Here is an 18,166-nt window from a genome sequence, read left to right on the forward strand (position 1 = left end):
TGAATCGTCGCCGAATCCGTCTGAAGGACATGACCACCGACACCGAACTGTCGCCGGACTCCGCTCAGCTCCTTGAGGTCTTCAAGGCGCTGGCCAATCCCGTGCGGCTCCAGGTGCTGCGGTGGTTGCGCGATCCGGAGAAGCACTTCCCGGTTGAGCAGGGTATCGCGGATCCGTACGAGGTCGGTGTCTGCGTCAGCCACATCCAGGCCAAGCTCGGGCTCGCGCAGTCGACCGTGTCCGCCTACCTGGCCGCGCTGGAGCGGGCCGGCCTGGTCCGCTCGACCCGGGTGGGGAAGTGGACGCACTACCGGCGCGACGAGGCGAACATCGCCCGGATCGTCGCCGTACTGGGCGACTCGCTGTAACGCGCCGCGACGCCCGGCAGGGTGATCGGCTTGACCGGGTCGACCCCCAGCTTCGCCGCCGCGTGCCCCCTCGGCGTCGCGTGCCCCCTCGGCGTCGCGGGCCCCCTCGGCGTCGCGGGCCACCTCGGCGTCGCGGGCCACCTGGCCCGCCGGGAACACCAGCTTCGAGCCGGTGGCGATCGACCTAGTGAGCCGGTTTTGAGATTCGGTCGCAGTAGCGGCAGATGCGGTCGAGGATCTGGTCGGCGGTCCTGGTCCACTTGAATGGCTTGGCGTCCTCGTTCCAGGATTTGATCCACTCCTCCAGCGCGGTTTTGAGCGCGTCCAGAGAGCAGAAGTTGCCGCGCTCCAGGCAGCGTCGCTCCAGCTCGGCGAACCAACGTTCGACCTGGTTGATCCAGGAGGAGTAGGTCGGAGTGAAGTGCAGGGTGAAACGTGGGTGGGCCAGCAGCCAGGCGTGCACGACCGGCGCCTTGTGGGAGGACAGGTTGTCGCAGATGAGATGGACCGCCAGGCCCGGCTCGACCTGGCGGTCGATCTCCTCCAGGAAGTCGCGGAAGTCGATGGCGCGATGCCGGGCCGACAGCTTGCCGATCACCTTGCCGGTGGCCGTGTTGAGCGCGGCGAACAGATCCACGGTGCCATGCCGGACGTAGTCGAAGCTGCGCCGCTCGGGCACCCCGGGCAGCATCGGCAGCACCGGCGCGCTCCGCTGTAACGCCTGGATCTGCGGCTTCTCATCGACCGCGAACACCGCCGCATGAGCCGGCGGGCTCAGATACAGTCCGACCACGTCCCGGATCTTGTCGATCAGCAGCGGGTCGGTGGAGATCTTGAAGTCCTCGGTGCGCCAGGGCTGCAGCCCGAACGCCCGCCAGATGTTGCCCACGCTGGTCGGCGAGATGCCCACCCGGCGGGCCAGTTCCCGTTTGGACCAGTGCGTCGACCCCGCGGGGCACCTCCTCCAGCGTGCGCACCACCACCTCCTCCACCTGGGCGTCGGTGATGGTGCGCGGCACGCCCGGCCGCGGTTCATCGCTCAGCCCGTCCAGCCGGCGGGCCAGGAACCGGCTGCGCCAGCGCGCCACCGTCTTGCGATCCACCCGCAGCCGCGCCGCCACCGCCACATTGCCGCCACGGCCGTCACCCTCGGCACAGGCCAGCACGATCCGCGCCCGCAACGCCAGTCCCTGAGCGGTCGAGCGCCGCCGGGCCCAACCCTCCAACGTCCGCCGCTCCTGCTGCGACAACACCAGCGGTTGAAGCCTGCTGTCCGCCATCTCTCCAGCAGACCTCACCCACCAGACAACGTCACCACGGCTCAACGAATCAGGGACGAAATACGCCTCATGTGGTGACCCTCATGCTCATGACCAGCTCACTAGGCCGTCGCGCCTACGCCACTACCGTGCCGGCGCTTCCGGTCGGCAGGCCGGCGCGGTCGGGGAGCATGCGGGGCAGAGCGCGTAGCCACGTCTCCAGGTCGGCCGGCCACCATCGCCCGGCCATCAGCCGGCCGAGCTCCTGGGCCACCGCCGACGACGACGCGGGCACCGGCACCACCCGTACGGGCGCGGCCCCCGCCAGCACCCCGAGCCACCAGTGCCGCCACGTCTCCGGCATGCCGTCGGGATCGAGCACCAGGTAGTAGTCGGGCAGCGTCAGCCGGTCGGCGCGCAGTTCGCCCAGAGCGGCCTCGATGGCCACCTCCAGTCCGCCGACGGGTTCGGTGCCGTCGAAGAAGCCCGTCCACGCCGCGGCCACCCCGGCCAGCGGGTCGGCGTCGTGCACCACGTACGTGGCCGCCGACCGTCCCGCGAGCTCCGTCACCTCGGCCGGGCCGCGCTCGCCGCGCGGGATGGCCCGTACGTTGTGCAGTCCGTCGAGGCCCGCGACCACGTCCCCGGCTCCGTCCCCCGCCACCACGACCACGGTGCTGGTCAATCGCCGCATACCGGACAGTCTATGGTCGGCGCTCGGCCGCGGGGATCGGACGGACGCCGGCCGGTCCCCGCCCCGGCCGGCTCGGGTGATGCTTACTTCGACAGGTAGAGGGTCTTCCAGGTGCCCGCGTACAGGCAGTTCAGGGACGGCTTGGCGGTCTTGAACTCGGAGCAGACCTTGAGCTCGACCTGGTACACGTGGCTGTACTTGAAGGAGAAGGGCTTCGGCGTGCGGTAGGAGCAGTCGCGGACGCTGTGGTGCCGGAACGGCAGGTTGTTCCCCTTGCGGTAGGTGATGCGGAAGACCGCCCAGCCGCAGGCGCTGCCGCGGGTGTTGTCGTACACCTTGCCGGTGATCTTGACGTGGTGGGCGGTCGGCAGGACGGCGTGGTCCTCGCCGACGGCGGACAGGGTGCCCCAGGCCTTCGCGGTGTGCCGGGGTGCGTGGTACGGGCCCCACGCGGAGCCCGTGTCGGCCTGGGCGGCGGGGGCGACGGCGGCGAACGTGGCGAGGGCGGCGGTCGCGGCGGCGGTCAGGCCGGCGAGGGTCCGGGAGATCGACATGGCGGGGATGTCCTTTCGGGAGGTGTGACCACACTGTGCGCCGGATCGATTTCATGGCGCTTACCAGGGGTCGGCGTCCACTTTCAGCCTCCTTGCACGGGACTGTCCACTACAGAAACCCGTCATCCGATTCGAAAATAGGAGTGTACTCTCATAAGAAAGTGAACTTCCAAAAAAGGAGCCGGGCATGAGCGGTGACGTCAACGGCCTGCACCATGTAGGTCACATCGTGCGGAGCATGAACGAGGCCATCGAGCTGTACCGCCGGCTGGGATTCTCGGTGTCGGCGCCGGTCCATCCCGTGCTCCCCGGGGCCGCCGAGGCGTTCGGGGTGGCCAACGCCCACGTGCACTTTTCCGGCGGCTTCGTCGAGCTGGTGGCCGTCATCGGGGACGGCTCGCACCTGCCCGCGGGCACCCGTCCGATCCCGCTGGAGGTGCCGGAGGAGAGACGGGCGGGGCTGGAGGCCGCGATCCGTGTCACCGTCGCGAACATCGCCGCCTTCGCCGAGCGGTTCGAGGGCGTGCACATCATGATCGCCGACACCCGCGACCTCGACGGCGTGGCGGCCCGGCTGACGGCCGGGGACGTGCACCATGGCGGCGTGCACGCCGTCCAGCGGCCCGTGGAGACCGGCGCCGGGATCAGCATGGAGCCCGCCCGCTACCTGGAGATCTCCGATCCGGCCCTGGCACCGGGCCGGGTACCGGAGGGCCGGATCGGCTTCGCCGAGAACCTGCCCGGGGGCGCGTCCCCGGCACCTGTGGATCATCCCAACGGGGCGACCGGGCTGGCCGAGTGCGTCCTGTGCGTGGACGACGCCACGTTGCCCGAGGTGAAACGGCGCTACGCCACGTACTTCGAGGGTCCAGCGGGCATGGGACAGACGGGAGTCACGGTCGTCGCGGCGTCGGCGCTGGGCGAGATGTTGCCCGGCGAGCGTCCGGCCGCGCTGCCGGCGTTCGTGGCGTACGCGGTCACCGTGCGCGACGTGGCCGCGACCGAGCGGCTGCTGCTCGGCAACGGCGTCCCGGTCGCCAGGACCACCGACGGGGAGGCGTTCGTCCCGGCCGGCGCCGCGCTGGGCACGGCGATCGTCTTCCGCCAGGAGGGTACGGGTGACTCACGCCTGTGACCTTGAGCGTGCGGCAGGTCTGGGGGCTTGCGGGTCTGCGACCGAACTGATCGGGACCAGCTGTGTTCGCCGCCGTCTCGACGGTCTCACGCTGCCCTGCGGCTCCCGCGAGCCGGCGCGGGCAGCACACCGGGGTACGCGAGCCCGCGCAGGCAGGCGTACCGGAGAAAGCCGTGGACGTGGTGCGGGCGCGGTCTTTACGCTCGGGTGCGTAAGCAATCAACGTGAGACTTCCGCTCGGTGACGGAGCCGGTGTGGGGCGCGCGTCCCCGACCCACACCGATACTGGACGGTTCCCGGCGTTGACCACGGGTCGGCACATTTGGACGCCGACGACCCCGGGTGGTCCGTCCCGCCGCGCGGCGAAAGGGACGCGCCGTGCTTCCGGCCACCTATCGCCATCTTCTGCGTACCCCTGGTGCCGCCGCCTTCTTCCTGACCTCCGCCGCCGGCCGGGTCGGCATCGCGATGACCAGCCTCGGCCTGGTCTGGCTGATCCACGCCCGAACCGGCTCCTACGCGGTGGCGGGCCTGGTGACCGGCGGCTTCGCCGTCGCGGAGGCGCTGGCCGGGCCGCAGCTCGGCCGGCTCGTCGACCGCTTCGGCCAGACCCGGGTCCTGCCGCTCGCCCTGCTCGCCCACGCCGCGGCGGTGGCCGTACTGCTCACCCTGGTCGCGTCCGGCAGCCCCGCCTGGCTGCTGACGGCGGCGGGGGTCGCGGCCGGCGCGAGCATCCCGCAGCTCGGCGCGCTGTCCGGGGCTCGGTGGGCGGCCCTGCTCCGCGGCGGCCGATCCGCTGAGCTGCCCGCCGCCTTCGCGCTGGAGTCGCTCAGCAACGGGTTCGCCTACCTGGCCGGTCCCGTGCTGGTCAGCGTGGCGGGGGCGAGCGGGCATCCGGCGTTCGGCTCGGCTCTGGCGGCGACCTTGGTGGTGGGCGGCGGGCTGGCGTTCGCCGCCCAGCGCCGCACCGCGCCGCCGCCGGCCTCCGAGGCCGCGGAGCGCCGCCGGGCCGGGCGTTCCCTGCTGCGGCCCGGTTTCGCCGTGCTGGCCGGGATCAACCTGGCCATCGGCGTGTTCTTCGGATCCATGCAGGTCTCGGTGACGGCTTTCGCGGTCGAGCACGGGGTCCCCGCCGCCGCCGCGCCGCTCTTCGCCGCTTCGAGCTGCGGCGAACTGCTGGCCGGCTGGCTGTACGGGGTGCGCCGGTGGCGGGCGGCGCCGCGGGTGCAGCTGGCGGCGGGGACGTCCGTCCTGGCCGTCTGCTGCCTGTCGTTGCCGGTGACGGACTCGTTGCCCGGGTTGGGGGTCGCGGTGGCGCTGACCGGGATGACGATCCCGCCGATCCTGGTGATCACGAGCGTACTCACCCAGTCGGCCGTGCACCGCTACGTGCTCACGCAGGCGTTCACCTGGCTGAACTCCGCGAGCGCGGCCGGCTCGGCCATCGCGGCGGCGGCCTCGGGACGGGCCGTGGACACGTTCGGCGCCCCAGGCGGCTTCACGGTCGCCTCGGCGGCCGCCCTCACGATGACAGTGCTGGCACTGACCGGCCTGCGCGCGCTGCGACCCGCCGCCGGCGAACCCGCCATCGACCCATGACCCCACCGGCACACCGGTGTCACCCGCCCAGCGTGCGCTTGAGGTGGAGGAGGTGGGCGCGGCGGGTGTGGGCGCGCCAGGCCAAGGTCAGTGACGCTGCCACGAACAGCGCCCCGACCGCCAGCGGCGGCAGCGGCCCCGTGCCCCGGATGACGGCGATCGCCGTCACGAGCGCGGTCGCCGTGACCGAGGCGGCCACCGCGATCCAGGCCGCGATCACGCGTTCGGTCGCGAACAACGGCGCTCTGCGGGTGAGCACCCAGCCCCCGTAGCAGGCCCAGGCGAGGCAGAACCCGGTCAATACGGCGAAGGCCGTGTGCGTGCCTCCGGGCAGCGGCCCCGGCTCGGTCGCCCACAGGGAGGTGACGAAGACCGCGCCCACCAGGCCGGCCAGCAGCGCCGTCACCGCGCGGATCCGCCGTCTCTTCGACAGGGACGACTCCAGCCGTTCGATCATCTCCTGCGCCGAAAGACGCGGCTCCTCCTGGATCATGGCCGGTATCCCTTCTCCGTCAGATGTGCACGCAACAGGCGACGCGCCCGGCTGAGCCGGGACTTGACCGTTCCGGCCGGGATGCCGCAGATCTGCGCGCACTCCTGCACGGTCAGGTCCTCCAGGTAGAACAGGACGAGGATCTCCCGCTCCAGTACGGGCAGGCCGGCCAGCCCCGCCATGACCTCGGCCCGCTCCACCAGCGCCTCGGCCGGATCGTCCGCGACCGGTTCCTCCGGCGGCCGGGCCGCCTCGGCCCTGGCGTACTCCGCGCGCAGCCGGTCGGTGACCGAACGCCGGGCGATGATGAACAGCCAGGGCCGGAACCGGGCGGGGTCCCGCAACCTGGGCAGGCCGCGGACGACCGCCAGCCAGATCTCCTGCGACACGTCGTCCGCCCGCTCGGCGTCCAGCATGCGGCGCGCGTACGTCCAGACGGGCAGCCGCCACCGCCGCACCAGCTCGGCGACCGCCGCCCGGTCGCCCAGCTGGGCGTTCACCACCAGAAGCTCGTCGGTCATGTCGTCCCTTCCGTCAACGAGCACAGTCGGGCGAGAGGACCGTCAGGTTCACGGTTCGGCTGGAGTTTCGTCCGGCCGGTGTCAGACGGGCGGCCAGCCCAGGGGGTACGGCGTCGAGTCCGCCGCCGGCTCACCGCCCGCCTCGGTGAAGGCGTTCATCGCCGCGACGAGCTCCCGGCGCTGCTCGGGCGACATGCGGGCGACGATGGAGCCGATCTCCCGCCGGCGGTGGGCCATCACCTGGTCCACGATGAGCCGCCCCTCCTCGGTCAGCCGCATCAGGCTCTCGCGCCGGTTGCGCGGATTGACCTCCCGTACGATCAGCCCGGCGGCCATGAGCCGGTCGGCCATCCGCATGGCCGTGGACGAGTTGACCCCCAGCAGGTCCGCCATGGTGACCAGCTTGGTCTCGCCGTGGGTGGCCAGCACCACCATCATGCGGAACTGCGGCAGGGTGACGCGGTCCTCGACGGCGCTCATCGATCGTGCGGCGACGGAGACCAGCAGCCGGGAGCCGGTCAGGACCGCCGAAACGACGGCCGAGAGGTCCTCGCCGTGGACCCGGCGCTCATCGTCTTCCTCCATGGCCACTGTTGTACCGCTCCGTCAGAGTCCCCGGGCCCTCCTTCAGGCCGGAATTGCGGCACATCACCACCCAGCGATGCCCTGAAGTCCCCTTTTACGCGAAATTTCACGATTCGGCGGGCGAAGGCCTGATGAGACGCCCAGCCCCACGCCACGGCTCCGCGCGACACCCGGACCTCTCGCCCCCGAACGCCACGGCCGTGGGCGGACGAGGAGCCCTTCGTTCTCCGCGCCGGCGGCTGGTCACCAGGGCGCCGCATGCTCACCCGCGAGGAACTTGCGCGCATTCTCAAGCTGTACCTGATTGATGATCTTTATCCGGTTCAGCCGGTCCCGATTCTTCGCGATGATCTTCTGCTGGGCGTCCCGTAAAGCCGCCAGCCGTACACCGTGGTAGTTCGTCCTGGTGCGGCACGCCACATCGGCCCGCGCCGTTTCGAGCTCCGCCGCGCTGAGGGGAACCCGCGGAAGCTCGTCGTTGGCCGCGGTCACCGCCCATCGCGGATCTCCAATGGCGGCACTGGTGTCTGGATAGTCGAGGCCCACCGCCTTCATGCAGGCGCTCCACGCGCGTTCCGCCGCCCGGCTGCGGGAATCTCTGAAAGCGGCTTCGGCGGCGGCGTCGGCGAGTATGAACAGGTCCTGCTCCTCGCGAAGCCTGGCGGGCCGGCCGGCGAGGAGATCCAGCGTTCCTCGGCCGAGGAACGCTTCCGTCGCGCCGGCGCATCCTCCAGCGGGGAGCGGCCTGCCGCGGAAACTCCGCTTGGTACCGTCCAGGACGGCGGCCTGGTCGTCGGTCACGACATAGCCGGTGTATCCGGGGTTCATCCGAGAGGGCGGATTCGCGTAGCCGTGCTTCGCCGCTTGGGCGCCGTCCAGCCAGCCCATGGCGAGGGCGTTCCGGGGCAGCGGATGGTCCGGATACGGGGTGCGTTCCAGCCGCGCGCCGAACGTGCCCGTACAACCGGCCAGCAGCAGGAACCGGGCCTTGTCGACGAGCTCACGTGCGGGCGCAGGCAGATCGAACGCGTCCATGGGGAGCACGAGGTCGGCGACGGCTCGTGGAGTCGGAAGCACGGGAGCCGGCGCCACCCGCCCGCTCGCGGTGCAACCCGTCACGATGATCATGCAGACCGCGGCCGGCAGGCAGCGTCCGATGTTCCGCTTCACCACAGGAGGACTCCCTTTCAGCGGGTGCATCCGGCGCGGCAGCCGGGTGGCACCACGGGGCGGACATCGGTCCAGTAAGGCCTTTTGATGATGACGGCCAGCCACACGGTCTTCTCGGACAGGCTCGGGTGCGGAGCCACCTCCTGGACGGCCAGCGCCTCCCCGCTCCGCTTGTCGATGACCAGCTGGATTTGAACCGCATCCCGCGCGGGCGGGAACTGCACGATCAGTCCCTGACGGCCGAGCACATCGCCCGCCTCGTCGATCACGTCCGCGCCCGGCAGAGCGGCCAGCATCCGGTACCCCGCCGCCCGCGTACCGGGAGTGGCCGGAGTCTGCGCGACCAGCTTGACACCGGCTCCCACCAGCCATTGGTCCCGGCTCAGCGCGGAGCCGGCGGGGTAGCTCTCCAGCAGCCGGGCCCGCAGTGCGGCGGCCTCCTGAGGAAGGGCGAGGAGTTCGCCGAGTGTCGGGGTGAGGCCGTCGGCGAGCTTGAGCGCCTGGTCGAGCTCATGGCGGGCGTAGAAGCGTCCGTTGGGGTCGCAGCCTCGCGCCGGGCAGAGCTTGGGCGAACCCGCCTTCTTCCACGCGCGTTCGGCCGCAGGGCCGTAGGGTGCGGCCGACACCGCTTCGTACCAGGTGTATCGGTGGCCGTCGCGCCCGATGACCAGCACGTTGTTGCCCCGTTCCTGAACCGGGTAGCCCTTCGCGGCGTCCTTGGTGAGCGAGACTTCCTGGGTTTCCAGCCGCCAGTAGCCGCCCGTGGCCGGCGGCTGGGCCGCGAGCCGGTCGGCCGCCGCGCCGAGCACCCCCTGGACTGGGGACACCGCCGATTCCTCGCCCGGCTTGGGCACGGCGACCACCATGATCGTGATCACCAGGACGACCGCCGCCGCTGCCAGCACCGCCATCAGGCCAGGTCCACCGCGTCTGACGCCGCCCGCCTGCCGTACGCGCCGCACCGTGGCCGGATGCGTCTCGCGTACCGCGCCGAAGACGCGGGCCCGCGCGGCGGCCAGCTGCTCGGGCGAGGCGGCTGGCACGTCCGGCATCACCTCGTCGATGAACTGGAACTCCCTCATCACACCTCCACCCCCAGAGCGTCGCGCAGCTTGGTCCTGGCCCTGCTCAGCCGGGACGCGACCGTCCCCTCGGCGACCCCCAGCGCGGCCGCGACCTCGGCGTAGCTCAGCTGCCCGTAGGCCGCGAGCAGCACCGCGTCGCGCTCGCCAGGTGAGAGGCCCGCCAAGGCCCGGGCGAGCCTGCCGACCGCCACCCCCGCCGCGAGCCGGTCCACCACCCGCTCGTCGTACCCCAGGTCGTCGGGCGGCGGCCCGGACCTGACCAGCGCGCGGTAGTGGCGCAGCTCCGCCCGCCGGTAGCGGGCGATGAGCTTGGTCGCGATGCCGTACAGCCAGGGGCGCACGGCCCCTTGTGTGGCGTCGAACGCCTCGCGCCGCTGGAACGCGACGAGGAAGGTCTCCGCCGCGAGATCCTCCGACATGTCCAGGGGGATCCGGCGGGCGATGTAGCGGCGGATCTCCGCGTAATGGGCATCGAAGACCGCTTCGAACGTGTCAGGGGCAAGCGTCACTCAGGGCTCCAGAATCAGGCCGACATCCCTTCTTGCCCGCTGCCGCCCCACTCTTCCCGACAATTTTTCGAACGGGTCACGTGCACGCCGACGTCACCGGATCTTCGGCATCCTGGGCGGCGGCAGCGACGATCCCGGCGAGTCCATGATGGTCTTCACCATGCCGGCCGTCTTCGCCGAGTTCGAAGCCGGCCTGCCCAAGACAGGGAGCACGAGCAGATGAGCTTCGGCGCGTTCGCCCGCAAGGTGCGCGATCCCGCCCTGCCCCACCGGCGGGTGTCCGCGCTGCGCTCGTGCGTACAGCTCTATCGGCCGATCGGCTTCGAGGCGACCCTGAGTTTCCTGCACGCCGAAGCCGGGCCGTTCCGCACCGACGAGGCCGCACACCACCTTCGCGCATGCGTGCGGACATGTCTGAATACGGACGGTCAGCTACCCCCTGAGCAGCGCCGGCTGCTGACCGTGGCCCGGCACCTTCAGGTGGCGACGTCGCCTCTGTAGTGCAGCCGGTCGATCACCTGCTCCCGGTGTACCGCCGCCACGCCTGGAGGGACCTACAGGGGAAGGATCGCCGATATGGCCGTCAGAGCGGCCTGTAAGACGATGATGCCGACGACCGAGCGAAGGATGATCAGCTTCCAGTAGAGCGCCCGCATCACCCGCTGCGCCCGCACCCGTTCGGGGTCCTCACGCTCACTGAGGACGGGCCCCAGCAGAAACGGCCCCGACCCCGGCCGCCGCCAGAGCGCCGCCACCAGCAGCAGGACAGCGCCCGCCGCACATGCCTGCGCCACGATGTTCATGACCGTCGACAGCAGCCCATGAGTCGCCATCCCACGAGCGATCACCAACAAGGCAGCGGTTGCGGCGAGGAGAACGCAGGCGGCGGTGTCCGCGTACAGGATTCTGCGACGACTGCGAGCGGTGTCCGAGGGAGAGGGGACCGGCTCTGTCATCTGGCGACCGTAGCGGAGAACCGACCCTGAGTGACAGAGATCCGCCCGCGTCAGCCCGTCACGTCTGCCAAGGACCGGCGGACCGCGGCCGTGTCGTCGTCGAAGGTGACGCCCAACCGCATGATCATCTGCGGATACCTGCCCGAGCAGACCTCGACCCTCAGGAACTCCCGCAGCAGCTCCATCTCCAGCACCTGCGTGTGAAAGGCCGCGCTGACCCCGTACGCCGCCGCGTGCAGCAGGACGTGCTGCAGCGCCTCCCCCGCGCTGATCCAGTCCTCCCGCCCGTCACCGGCCGTGGTGAGCAGCGCCACCACCCCGAGCCCCGGCTCGGCGCCGCCCTCGCCGCCCCAGTCGTGGCGCCAGGCGTAGTCGCGTTGCGGGAAGTCGGGGTCGGTGCGCACCGCGTGCCGGGGGTAGCCCGTGGCGGGCACCCCGTCGTCGCGGCTGCTGCCGGGCGGGCGGGCCCACCGGATCACTTCCAGGTTGAAGCGCCGATCCTGGCTCTGCACCCCCTGCGCGGCCCGGGTGAGCGAGGCCAGCACGTCCACCGCCGCCGGTGCGCGTACCGGCGTCAGCTCGGCGCCCTCGGCCGCGGCCGCCCTGACCAGCCGGTCGATCAGCCGATCGGGGACGGGCACCTCGGCGAAGCCGGCGCGGTGGGTGCGCCGCCGCTCGATCTGCTCCCCGAGCAGCCGTACCGTCTCGTCGGGGCTCGTCTCCGCGCCCGGCCTGAGCGTCGCGAGCAGCGACGGCCGGTCCGGGTCGGGCAGGACGCGGACGACGGGCTCGTAGCCGTGGCAACGCAGCGCCGTCCGCAGGGTGAACAGGGCCGCGCCGCAGCTGATCGACAGCTCTCGGCCGGAGGCGTCTCCCACGCGCAGCTTCCTGTCGGTGTCGGCCTTGAGGCTGATCTCCTCGCCGGACACCGAGAACGTCCACGGCTGGGTGTTGTGCACGGACGGCGCCCAGCGCGCGGCCTCGACCGCGGCCTCCATGGCGGATTCCAGCGTGTGCTGCCTCGCCGAACGGATGCTCATGACCGTTCCCCCTCCATCGAACGATGTGCCCAGCACACCACGACGACGAACCTCCTGGTCAGGGGCTTAGGTCAATACCTTCGCGGACGTCTCGCCGGGAAGAAAGGACTTTCGTCCCTGTACGCGGACGCCCGGCGGTCGGCAGGCTGCTGGAGTGACGTACCACCACGACCAGCCGCCGGACGCCGATGACACGCGACGGCTCCAGGAACTGCCCCCGGCCGAGGCACTGCGGCTGCTGGCCGGCGTGCCGTTCGGGCGGATCGTCTTCACCCGCCAGGCGCTGCCCGCGATCAGGCCGGTGAACCACGTCGTCGTGGACGGGCACATCGTGATCCGCTCCGATCCCGGCACGATCCTCGGCGTCCAGGTGGCGCGGGCGGAGACCGTGGTGGCGTACGAGGCGGACGAACTGGACGGGCACGAGCGCCTGGGCTGGAGCGTGATCGTCACCGGGGTCGCGCGGGCGGTGACCGATCCCGGGGAGGCGGCCCGGCTGAAGGCGCTGCTGCGGCCGTGGGTGGCGGGCGGGATGGAGCAGGTGATCCGGATCCGTCCGGAGATCACCACCGGATTCCGGCTGCTCCCCGCGGCGGGCGCACCTGAACGTACGGAGGCCGATCTGCGCGGATAGCCGGAACGCGGGTCAGAACCTGATCCAGGCGGTCGACACGCTCAGCCCCGTGACGGTGCGGCACTGCAGGCGGAACGGTTCCGGCGGCTTCTCGTTCAGGACGAACACCCCCATCTCATCCACCGCCGCCACGTGTGAGTACCCCGACTCGCTCAGCACCTGGATCCGCCCCGCCTGGGGCGGCACGAGCTGGCCGATCAGCGTGCGTTCGGTGATCTCCAGTTCGATGCTCAGCTCGGCGGCCACGAACGTCAGCGCCCGCAGCGCGGCGGAGTCGGCGCGCAGCAGCGCCGCTTCCTCGTCCTGCCGCAGGCCGGAGTCGTAGGCCAGCTCGGCGAGTTCGGCGTCGATGTTGTGCCAGGCGAAAGCGGTCTTCCCGGCCTCGACGAAGTCGCGTGGGACGGCGTCTGCGGCCGTCAGGGCCACGATGAGGCGAGCGAGAAGTTCCTCGTCGTCCCACACCTCAGACATGATGTTCACCTTCTCTCGATTCCAGGTCCGCCCGCATGAGGGCGACCAGGGCGGCGTCCGCCCGCAGCCGCGCCAGGCAGCGGGCTCTCGTGGGGCCGACGCTGCCCATGGCCATCCCCAGGCGGCGGCAGATCTCGTGGTACGGCATCTCTTTCATGAGCAGGCCGAGCAGCCGCCGGCAGTCGGGTGACAGCCGGGCGAAGGCGGCGCGCAGCACGGCGTCGCGTTCGGCGTCCTCCACGACCTGCTCGATCGTGGTGGTGCGGTCGTCCATGGTCATGGCCACGTCGAGCAGCTGCTCGGAGTGGTCCTGCTTGCGTCTCGCGCGGCGTACGCGCAGGCATTCGTGTTTCGTGGTGGTCGCCAGCCAGGCGCCGATCTTGTCGGGGTCGCGCAGGCGGCCGAGGTGCTCCACCGCGCGCATCCACACGTACTGGGCCACGTCGTCGATGTCGCGGCGGTCGAGCCCCTGGTCCCGGCAGATCGACCACAACATCGGGGCGTACCGCTCGACGAGCACGTCCCACGCACCCTGGTCACCCGCGCGTGCGCGGACGACCAGGGCCCCGACGACGGACCTCTGCGGCATGACCAAGCCTCCTCCGGCGGTCCTCGCCCCGGTCAGCTCCTGCGCCGAAGCACCGGTCAGCTCCTGCCGGCGCACCGGTCAGTTCCTGCCGACGCACCGTTCAGTTCCTCCTGGGCCGGACCACCTCGATGCCACTCTCGGCGAACCCGTCCAGCTTGACCACACCTTGCCCGCTCAGCAACCGATCCGCCGCCTCCCCCGCGCCGATCCCCTGCGTGCAGGCCTGATGGGCCAGGTAGCCGGCGGTGTAGGCGGCCGCGAAAGAGCTGCCGCTCCAGGTGGCGTGGCCGGGGTGCGGGAAGGTCGCGTGCCGGTCGCTCACGACGACCTTGCCGGACGGTACGTGCAGATCGGCCATCCGGACCAGCCCCGGCAGGTACAGTCCGGGCAGATCGACGCCCGGCGCCAGGCAGTCGGTCCACGGGGCCTCCTCCGGCGTGGGCGAGAAGTAGGCCGGCAGGCCGTCCTTGTCCTTCGCCCCGACCGCGATCACCGTGGAGCTGGCGGCGGGCCACATCGGGATGTTCGACGGCAGGTCGGAGAAGACGGCGCCGGCGGGCGCCCGCTCCTTCGCCTGGCCGTGGTTGCCCAGCGCGGCCACCTTGACCACGCCGGACGTACGCTCGCAGGCGCGCGCCAGGGTCAGCGGCTCACGCCCGTCCGCCGCCGCGCTGCCCAACGCGATGATCATGAGGTCGAGGTCGTCGTCCAGGCTCTCCACCAGCCGGGTGGCCAGCGTCCACGAGGTCGTGACGAGCCGCTCGGCGTCCAGCACCGGGTAGACGACGAAGTCGGCGTCGGGCGCCTGCCGCGCCGCCACCGAGGCGACGAAGACGGCGTGCCCGCTGAAGGAGACCCACTCGGAGCGCGGGCTCAGCAGCGCTCGCGGGGAGTCGATGACATAGCGGCCCGCCAGCGCCTCGTGCGGGTGCAGCGGCGTGTCGAAGACGCCGATCCGCGGCCGCCGCCTGGAGCTGTCGGAACGCGCGGGAAGGTCGAACGCCGCGGCCGGTTTGGGGTCTCCCGCGCTCCCCCCGCTGTACGGCGAGCCCTCGATGTTCTCGTAGACCCGGTTCTTGGCCACGATCGGCTGGTAACCGGCGTGCTTGGCGGCCGAGCTCTCCCGCAGGTGGAACAGCAGCAGATCCAGCGGCGTGGGCGCCTCCCCCGGCTCGTAGCCGCCCGCGGCCCGCGCCCTGACCCGCTGTTCGAGGTCGCCGCCGAGCCGGGTGACCGCCTCGGCCACGCCGACCAGCCCGTACAGGTTCAGCCCGAGGCCCTTGCTGCTCTCGATCGGCTCCACCTTGATGCCGAGGCCGGACAGCTCGTGCCGGACGAGAGCCTCGTCCTTCAAATCGACGACGATCTGATCGGGGTAGAACGCCTCGATCCTGCGCCGGACCACACCGTACTGACCGGTCGTCATCGCTTCCTCCTTCGCTGGGGTGGTGAAAGCGCGCGCCGAAATACAGAGAGGAGTTGTTGCCGGGTTGATACATCACAAAGCACGGTTTTCACGGCACACTCACCAAGGTGAGTCAGAGCCCCCCTGATCTCGCCACCGAGTTGCTCAGGCTGGCCGAGGCCGATCCCGCGCGGTTGACGGAGCTGGCCACGGAGGTCGCCCGCCGGGCGCGTACCGGAGGCGACCTGAAGCTCGGCTCGTCCGCCCACCGCGCCCTGGGCATCGCCGCGCTGCACGTGACGGACCTGCGCACCGCCGAGCGGCACCTGCGGGACGCGATCCGGCTCGCCGTGCGCGCCGGCTCCCCCGAACTGGCCGCCGAGGCGCGGCTGCGGCTGGCGTTCGTCCGGTGCGTCCAGGGGCGGATGGAGCAGGCGATCTCCGAGGTGGAGCTGGCGCTGCCCGACCTGCACGGCGCCGGCCGGGCCAGGGCGGAGGCGCAGCGGGCGGTGATCTTCAACCATCTGCGCCGTCCCGAGGACGCCCTGGCCTCCTACCGGCTCGCCGTTCCCGTCCTGAGCCGGGCGGGCGATCATCTCTGGCTGCAGCGGGTCCTGTCGAACCGGGGCATCGTGCACGGCTACCGGCACGAGTTCGCCGCCGCGGAGAGCGACTTCCAGGAGGCAGAACGGCTGTGCCGGCGGCTCGATCTCGGTCTGTCGCTGGCCGTCGTGTGGCAGAACCTCGGCTGGCTCAACGCCCTGCGCGGCGAGGTGCCGGCCGCGCTGCGCTACCTCGACCAGGCCGAGGAGCGCTTCCGTACCCTCGACACCCACCAGCTGTGCTGGACCCTGGCCGACCGCACGGAGCTGCTGCTCTCGGCCGGGCTGATCGCCGAGGCCAGGGAGGCGGCCGAGGAGACCGTGCAGGAGTTCGAGCGCCGCGGGCGCAAGGTGGGGCTGCCCGAGGCGCGGCTGCTGCTGGCCCGCACGGCCTATCTCGTACGGGATCACGAGGAGGCGGTACGCGAGGCCCGCCGCGCGGCGCTCGCCTTCGGCCGCCAGCACCGCCGCGAGTGGGTGGCGGTGGCGCGCTTCGTGGCGCTGAGGTCCCTGGCCGCGATGAGCGCGGACGATCGCGCCTCCTCTACCGGCGGGCGGGACGGACGGGTGAGTGTGCGTCAGATGGAGGAGTGCGCCGCGGAGCTGGCCGAGACCGGCTGGCCCGCCTCCGAGGTGGAGGCGCGGATGATCGCCGCGCGGCTGGCTGTGGACGCCGGCCGGCCCGCGCGGGCGGAGCGGCAGTGGGAGATCGCCGCGCGGCGCCGCCACCGGGGCCCGGCCGGCGAACGCATCCACGCCTGGCACGCGGCGGCGCTGCTCCGGCTGGCCAGGGGCAACGTCCGCGGCGCCCGGAGCGCGATCCGCACGGCGTTACGCCTGCACGACGAGCACCGCGCCACGCTGGGGGCGACCGACCTGCGGGCGCACGCGTCCGAGTCGCGGGTGGAGGTGGCCGAGCTGGGGTTGCGGCTGGCGCTGCGGGACGGCGTCCCCGCCGACGTCCTGACCTGGGCGGAACGGGGTCGCGCCCGCCACCTGCTGATGCGGCCGGCCAGACCCGCCCACGACCGGCACCTGGCGGAGGCGCTCGCGCAGCTCCGCCTCACGGTCGCCAGGATCGACGAGAGCCGGACGGCCGGGGAGGACACCGGGGCGCTGGTGGAGCGGCAGATCACCCTGGAACGCGAGATCCGCGACCACTGCCGCCGCCAGGCGAAGACCCCCACCGAATCCGTCCCCACCGCGCCCGCCCCTTCCGCGCCCGCCCCCGCCAGACCCGTCTCCACCGAACCCATCCCCACGGAACTCACCCCCACCGAACCCATCCCCACCGAACCCAGCTCGGCCGAATCCGCCCCTCCCACGCCCATCCCTGCCGGACCCGTCTCCACCGAACCCAGCCCCACCGGGTCCAGCCCCACCGGTCCCGTTCCGTTGCGGCAGGTGGCGGAGGCGCTCGGTGAGCAGGCGCTGGTGGAGTTCGTGCAGGTGGACGACGTGCTGCATGCGATCACCGTGGCCGGCGGGCGGAGCAGGCTGCACGTGCTGGGGCCGCCGGCGGCCGTGCGCACGCTCGTCGACCGGGTGCCGTTCGCGCTGCGGCGGCTGGCCCGGCGTACCTCGGTGCCGGGCAGCCAGGCCGCCGCGCTCAACCTCCTGCGCGACACCGTCGCCAAGCTGGACGCGCTGCTGCTGCGGCCGCTCGCCGCCGACCTGCGCGACCGGCCCCTCGTGCTGGTCCCGAGCGGCCCCATCCAGGCCCTGCCCTGGTCGCTGCTCCCGTCCTGCGCGGGCCGCGCGATCTGTGTGTCCCCTTCGGCGACCCTCTGGTACGCCGGCAGCCAGGCGGGCCACGCCCGTTCCGGGGACGCCCGGGTGGTGGTGGCCGCCGGTCCCGGGCTGCCGGGCGCCCGCTCGGAGGCGGAGGGGGTCGCCTCGATCCACGCGGTGCCGGCCCTGGTGGACGACGCCGCCGGCGCGGAGGCGGTGCTGGCCGACCTGGACGGCGCCGCCCTGGCCCACGTCGCCGCGCACGGCCGCATCCACCCGAGCAACCCGCTGTTCTCCTCCCTGCGCCTGGCCGACGGCCCGCTCACCGTCTACGACCTCGAACGCCTGCGCCGGGCACCGGAGATCGTGGTCCTGGCCGCCTGCGACACCGGGCGCTTCGTCGTCCGGCCCGGCGACGAACTGCTCGGCCTCAGCGCCACGTTCCTGGCCCTGGGCACCCGGACGATCGTGGCGCCGGTCCTGTCGATCCTGGACACCGAGAGCACCACCCTCATGATCGCGCTGCACAAACTGCTGGCCGCCGGCCACTCCACCGCGTCGGCGCTCGCCCAGGCGCAACAGCAGGTGGCCAGGGACAACCTGGAGGCGTACGCGGTCGCGGCCGGCTTCGTCTGCCTGGGCGCCGACTCGACGATGCCGTCGTAACCGTCCAGCACGGCGGGGCGGGCACACCCGGCGTGCCCGAGCGGCGCAGATTCGACTACGTCCGCCCGGTCACCCGGTGAAGGACATCGCTGGTGCTCGC

At 72.0% G+C, this 18,166-nt stretch carries 19 protein-coding genes and 1 pseudogene; 6 read left to right on the plus strand and 14 right to left on the minus strand.

Annotated elements, in window-relative coordinates; translation table 11 throughout:
• Positions 1–29: 29 nt before the first annotated feature.
• Positions 30–368: an ArsR/SmtB family transcription factor gene (locus B0I32_RS44270; protein WP_106249968.1), complete on the plus strand. Its 339-nt coding sequence runs from the start codon at positions 30–32 to the stop codon at positions 366–368.
• Between the two features lie 184 nt (positions 369–552).
• Here the strand turns inward: B0I32_RS44270 and B0I32_RS44275 are convergent.
• The 3 genes and pseudogenes from B0I32_RS44275 to B0I32_RS58315 all read right to left on the minus strand — a co-directional run bounded on the left by B0I32_RS44275 (position 553) and on the right by B0I32_RS58315 (position 2,875).
• Positions 553–1,648: pseudogene (locus B0I32_RS44275) on the minus strand (IS630 family transposase).
• Between the two features lie 115 nt (positions 1,649–1,763).
• Positions 1,764–2,321, minus strand: coding sequence for a hypothetical protein (locus B0I32_RS44280; RefSeq protein ID WP_106249970.1), 558 nt, complete (start codon positions 2,319–2,321; stop codon positions 1,764–1,766).
• An 83-nt stretch (positions 2,322–2,404) separates the two neighbouring features.
• Entirely contained in the window at positions 2,405–2,875 is a 471-nt protein-coding gene (locus B0I32_RS58315) for a hypothetical protein (protein ID WP_181308447.1), read from the minus strand.
• Positions 2,876–3,062: 187 nt separating this feature from the next.
• Here B0I32_RS58315 and B0I32_RS44295 point away from each other — a divergent pair, with 187 nt between their 5' ends.
• Both B0I32_RS44295 and B0I32_RS44300 read left to right on the plus strand, forming a co-directional pair.
• Positions 3,063–4,010, plus strand: a complete 948-nt coding sequence (locus B0I32_RS44295) for a VOC family protein (protein WP_106249975.1) — start codon at positions 3,063–3,065, stop codon at positions 4,008–4,010.
• A 378-nt stretch (positions 4,011–4,388) separates the two neighbouring features.
• Positions 4,389–5,609 carry an MFS transporter gene (locus tag B0I32_RS44300; protein WP_219912330.1) on the plus strand — a complete coding sequence of 407 codons (1,221 nt, stop codon included), beginning with the start codon at positions 4,389–4,391 and terminating at the stop codon, positions 5,607–5,609.
• A gap of 19 nt (positions 5,610–5,628) precedes the next feature.
• On the opposite strand, the gene B0I32_RS44305 is transcribed toward B0I32_RS44300, so the two are convergent.
• The 6 genes from B0I32_RS44305 to B0I32_RS44330 all read right to left on the minus strand — a co-directional run bounded on the left by B0I32_RS44305 (position 5,629) and on the right by B0I32_RS44330 (position 9,972).
• Positions 5,629–6,102 (minus strand): hypothetical protein, encoded by a 474-nt coding sequence (locus B0I32_RS44305; protein WP_245956432.1) that lies wholly within the window; start codon positions 6,100–6,102, stop codon positions 5,629–5,631.
• Positions 6,099–6,623, minus strand: a complete 525-nt coding sequence (locus tag B0I32_RS44310) for an RNA polymerase sigma factor (protein WP_106249976.1) — start codon at positions 6,621–6,623, stop codon at positions 6,099–6,101. Before B0I32_RS44310 ends, B0I32_RS44305 begins: the two co-directional genes overlap by 4 nt.
• Positions 6,624–6,704: 81 nt before the next feature.
• Positions 6,705–7,208 (minus strand): MarR family winged helix-turn-helix transcriptional regulator, encoded by a 504-nt coding sequence (locus B0I32_RS44315; protein ID WP_106250215.1) that lies wholly within the window; start codon positions 7,206–7,208, stop codon positions 6,705–6,707.
• A gap of 243 nt (positions 7,209–7,451) precedes the next feature.
• A complete protein-coding gene (locus B0I32_RS44320; protein WP_146178536.1) occupies positions 7,452–8,378 on the minus strand; it encodes a hypothetical protein in 927 nt (308 codons plus the stop codon).
• A 17-nt stretch (positions 8,379–8,395) separates the two neighbouring features.
• Positions 8,396–9,460 (minus strand): CU044_5270 family protein, encoded by a 1,065-nt coding sequence (locus tag B0I32_RS44325; RefSeq protein ID WP_106249980.1) that lies wholly within the window; start codon positions 9,458–9,460, stop codon positions 8,396–8,398.
• Entirely contained in the window at positions 9,460–9,972 is a 513-nt protein-coding gene (locus B0I32_RS44330) for an RNA polymerase sigma factor (protein WP_106249982.1), read from the minus strand. The genes B0I32_RS44325 and B0I32_RS44330 overlap by 1 nt, the downstream gene beginning before the upstream one ends.
• 219 nt (positions 9,973–10,191) lie before the next feature.
• On the opposite strand from B0I32_RS44330, the gene B0I32_RS44335 reads away from it, so the two are divergent.
• The gene (locus B0I32_RS44335; protein ID WP_106249984.1) at positions 10,192–10,473 is read left to right on the plus strand and encodes a hypothetical protein; all 282 of its coding nucleotides are present in this window, start codon (positions 10,192–10,194) and stop codon (positions 10,471–10,473) included.
• Between the two features lie 53 nt (positions 10,474–10,526).
• Here the strand turns inward: B0I32_RS44335 and B0I32_RS44340 are convergent, their stop codons facing one another.
• Both B0I32_RS44340 and B0I32_RS44345 read right to left on the minus strand, forming a co-directional pair.
• Complete coding sequence (locus B0I32_RS44340; protein WP_146178537.1) at positions 10,527–10,928, minus strand: hypothetical protein; 402 nt, start codon at positions 10,926–10,928, stop codon at positions 10,527–10,529.
• A 50-nt stretch (positions 10,929–10,978) separates the two neighbouring features.
• Entirely contained in the window at positions 10,979–11,968 is a 990-nt protein-coding gene (locus B0I32_RS44345) for an Acg family FMN-binding oxidoreductase (RefSeq protein ID WP_106249987.1), read from the minus strand.
• 154 nt (positions 11,969–12,122) lie between these two features.
• Between B0I32_RS44345 and B0I32_RS44350 the strand changes: the two genes are divergently transcribed.
• The gene (locus B0I32_RS44350; RefSeq protein ID WP_106249989.1) at positions 12,123–12,602 is read left to right on the plus strand and encodes a pyridoxamine 5'-phosphate oxidase family protein; all 480 of its coding nucleotides are present in this window, start codon (positions 12,123–12,125) and stop codon (positions 12,600–12,602) included.
• A 12-nt stretch (positions 12,603–12,614) separates the two neighbouring features.
• Here B0I32_RS44350 and B0I32_RS44355 read toward each other — a convergent pair whose 3' ends face one another.
• The 3 genes from B0I32_RS44355 to B0I32_RS44365 form a co-directional block, all read right to left on the minus strand.
• Complete coding sequence (locus tag B0I32_RS44355) at positions 12,615–13,073, minus strand: hypothetical protein (protein WP_146178538.1); 459 nt, start codon at positions 13,071–13,073, stop codon at positions 12,615–12,617.
• On the minus strand, positions 13,066–13,662 hold the full coding sequence (locus B0I32_RS44360; RefSeq protein ID WP_146178539.1) for an RNA polymerase sigma factor: 597 nt from the start codon (positions 13,660–13,662) through the stop codon (positions 13,066–13,068). The genes B0I32_RS44355 and B0I32_RS44360 overlap by 8 nt, the downstream gene beginning before the upstream one ends.
• A 100-nt stretch (positions 13,663–13,762) precedes the next feature.
• Entirely contained in the window at positions 13,763–15,088 is a 1,326-nt protein-coding gene (locus B0I32_RS44365) for a S8/S53 family peptidase (protein ID WP_106249993.1), read from the minus strand.
• Between the two features lie 107 nt (positions 15,089–15,195).
• Here B0I32_RS44365 and B0I32_RS44370 point away from each other — a divergent pair, with 107 nt between their 5' ends.
• Positions 15,196–18,066 (plus strand): CHAT domain-containing protein, encoded by a 2,871-nt coding sequence (locus tag B0I32_RS44370; RefSeq protein ID WP_146178540.1) that lies wholly within the window; start codon positions 15,196–15,198, stop codon positions 18,064–18,066.
• The last annotated feature ends 100 nt before the right edge of the window (positions 18,067–18,166 follow it).

The sequence above is a fragment of the Nonomuraea fuscirosea genome (assembly GCF_003001935.1).
Taxonomy (GTDB): Bacteria; Actinomycetota; Actinomycetes; order Streptosporangiales; family Streptosporangiaceae; genus Nonomuraea; species Nonomuraea fuscirosea.

Coding starts and splice junctions, on each gene's coding strand:
- B0I32_RS44270 (WP_106249968.1), top strand. CDS start 30: ATGACCACCGACACCGAACTGTCGCCGGACTCCGCTCAGCTCCTTGAG.
- B0I32_RS44280 (WP_106249970.1), bottom strand. CDS start 2,321: ATGCGGCGATTGACCAGCACCGTGGTCGTGGTGGCGGGGGACGGAGCC.
- B0I32_RS58315 (WP_181308447.1), bottom strand. CDS start 2,875: ATGTCGATCTCCCGGACCCTCGCCGGCCTGACCGCCGCCGCGACCGCC.
- B0I32_RS44295 (WP_106249975.1), top strand. CDS start 3,063: ATGAGCGGTGACGTCAACGGCCTGCACCATGTAGGTCACATCGTGCGG.
- B0I32_RS44305 (WP_245956432.1), bottom strand. CDS start 6,102: ATGATCCAGGAGGAGCCGCGTCTTTCGGCGCAGGAGATGATCGAACGG.
- B0I32_RS44310 (WP_106249976.1), bottom strand. CDS start 6,623: ATGACCGACGAGCTTCTGGTGGTGAACGCCCAGCTGGGCGACCGGGCG.
- B0I32_RS44315 (WP_106250215.1), bottom strand. CDS start 7,208: ATGGAGGAAGACGATGAGCGCCGGGTCCACGGCGAGGACCTCTCGGCC.
- B0I32_RS44325 (WP_106249980.1), bottom strand. CDS start 9,460: ATGAGGGAGTTCCAGTTCATCGACGAGGTGATGCCGGACGTGCCAGCC.
- B0I32_RS44335 (WP_106249984.1), top strand. CDS start 10,192: ATGAGCTTCGGCGCGTTCGCCCGCAAGGTGCGCGATCCCGCCCTGCCC.
- B0I32_RS44340 (WP_146178537.1), bottom strand. CDS start 10,928: ATGACAGAGCCGGTCCCCTCTCCCTCGGACACCGCTCGCAGTCGTCGC.
- B0I32_RS44345 (WP_106249987.1), bottom strand. CDS start 11,968: ATGAGCATCCGTTCGGCGAGGCAGCACACGCTGGAATCCGCCATGGAG.
- B0I32_RS44355 (WP_146178538.1), bottom strand. CDS start 13,073: ATGTCTGAGGTGTGGGACGACGAGGAACTTCTCGCTCGCCTCATCGTG.
- B0I32_RS44360 (WP_146178539.1), bottom strand. CDS start 13,662: ATGCCGCAGAGGTCCGTCGTCGGGGCCCTGGTCGTCCGCGCACGCGCG.
- B0I32_RS44365 (WP_106249993.1), bottom strand. CDS start 15,088: ATGACGACCGGTCAGTACGGTGTGGTCCGGCGCAGGATCGAGGCGTTC.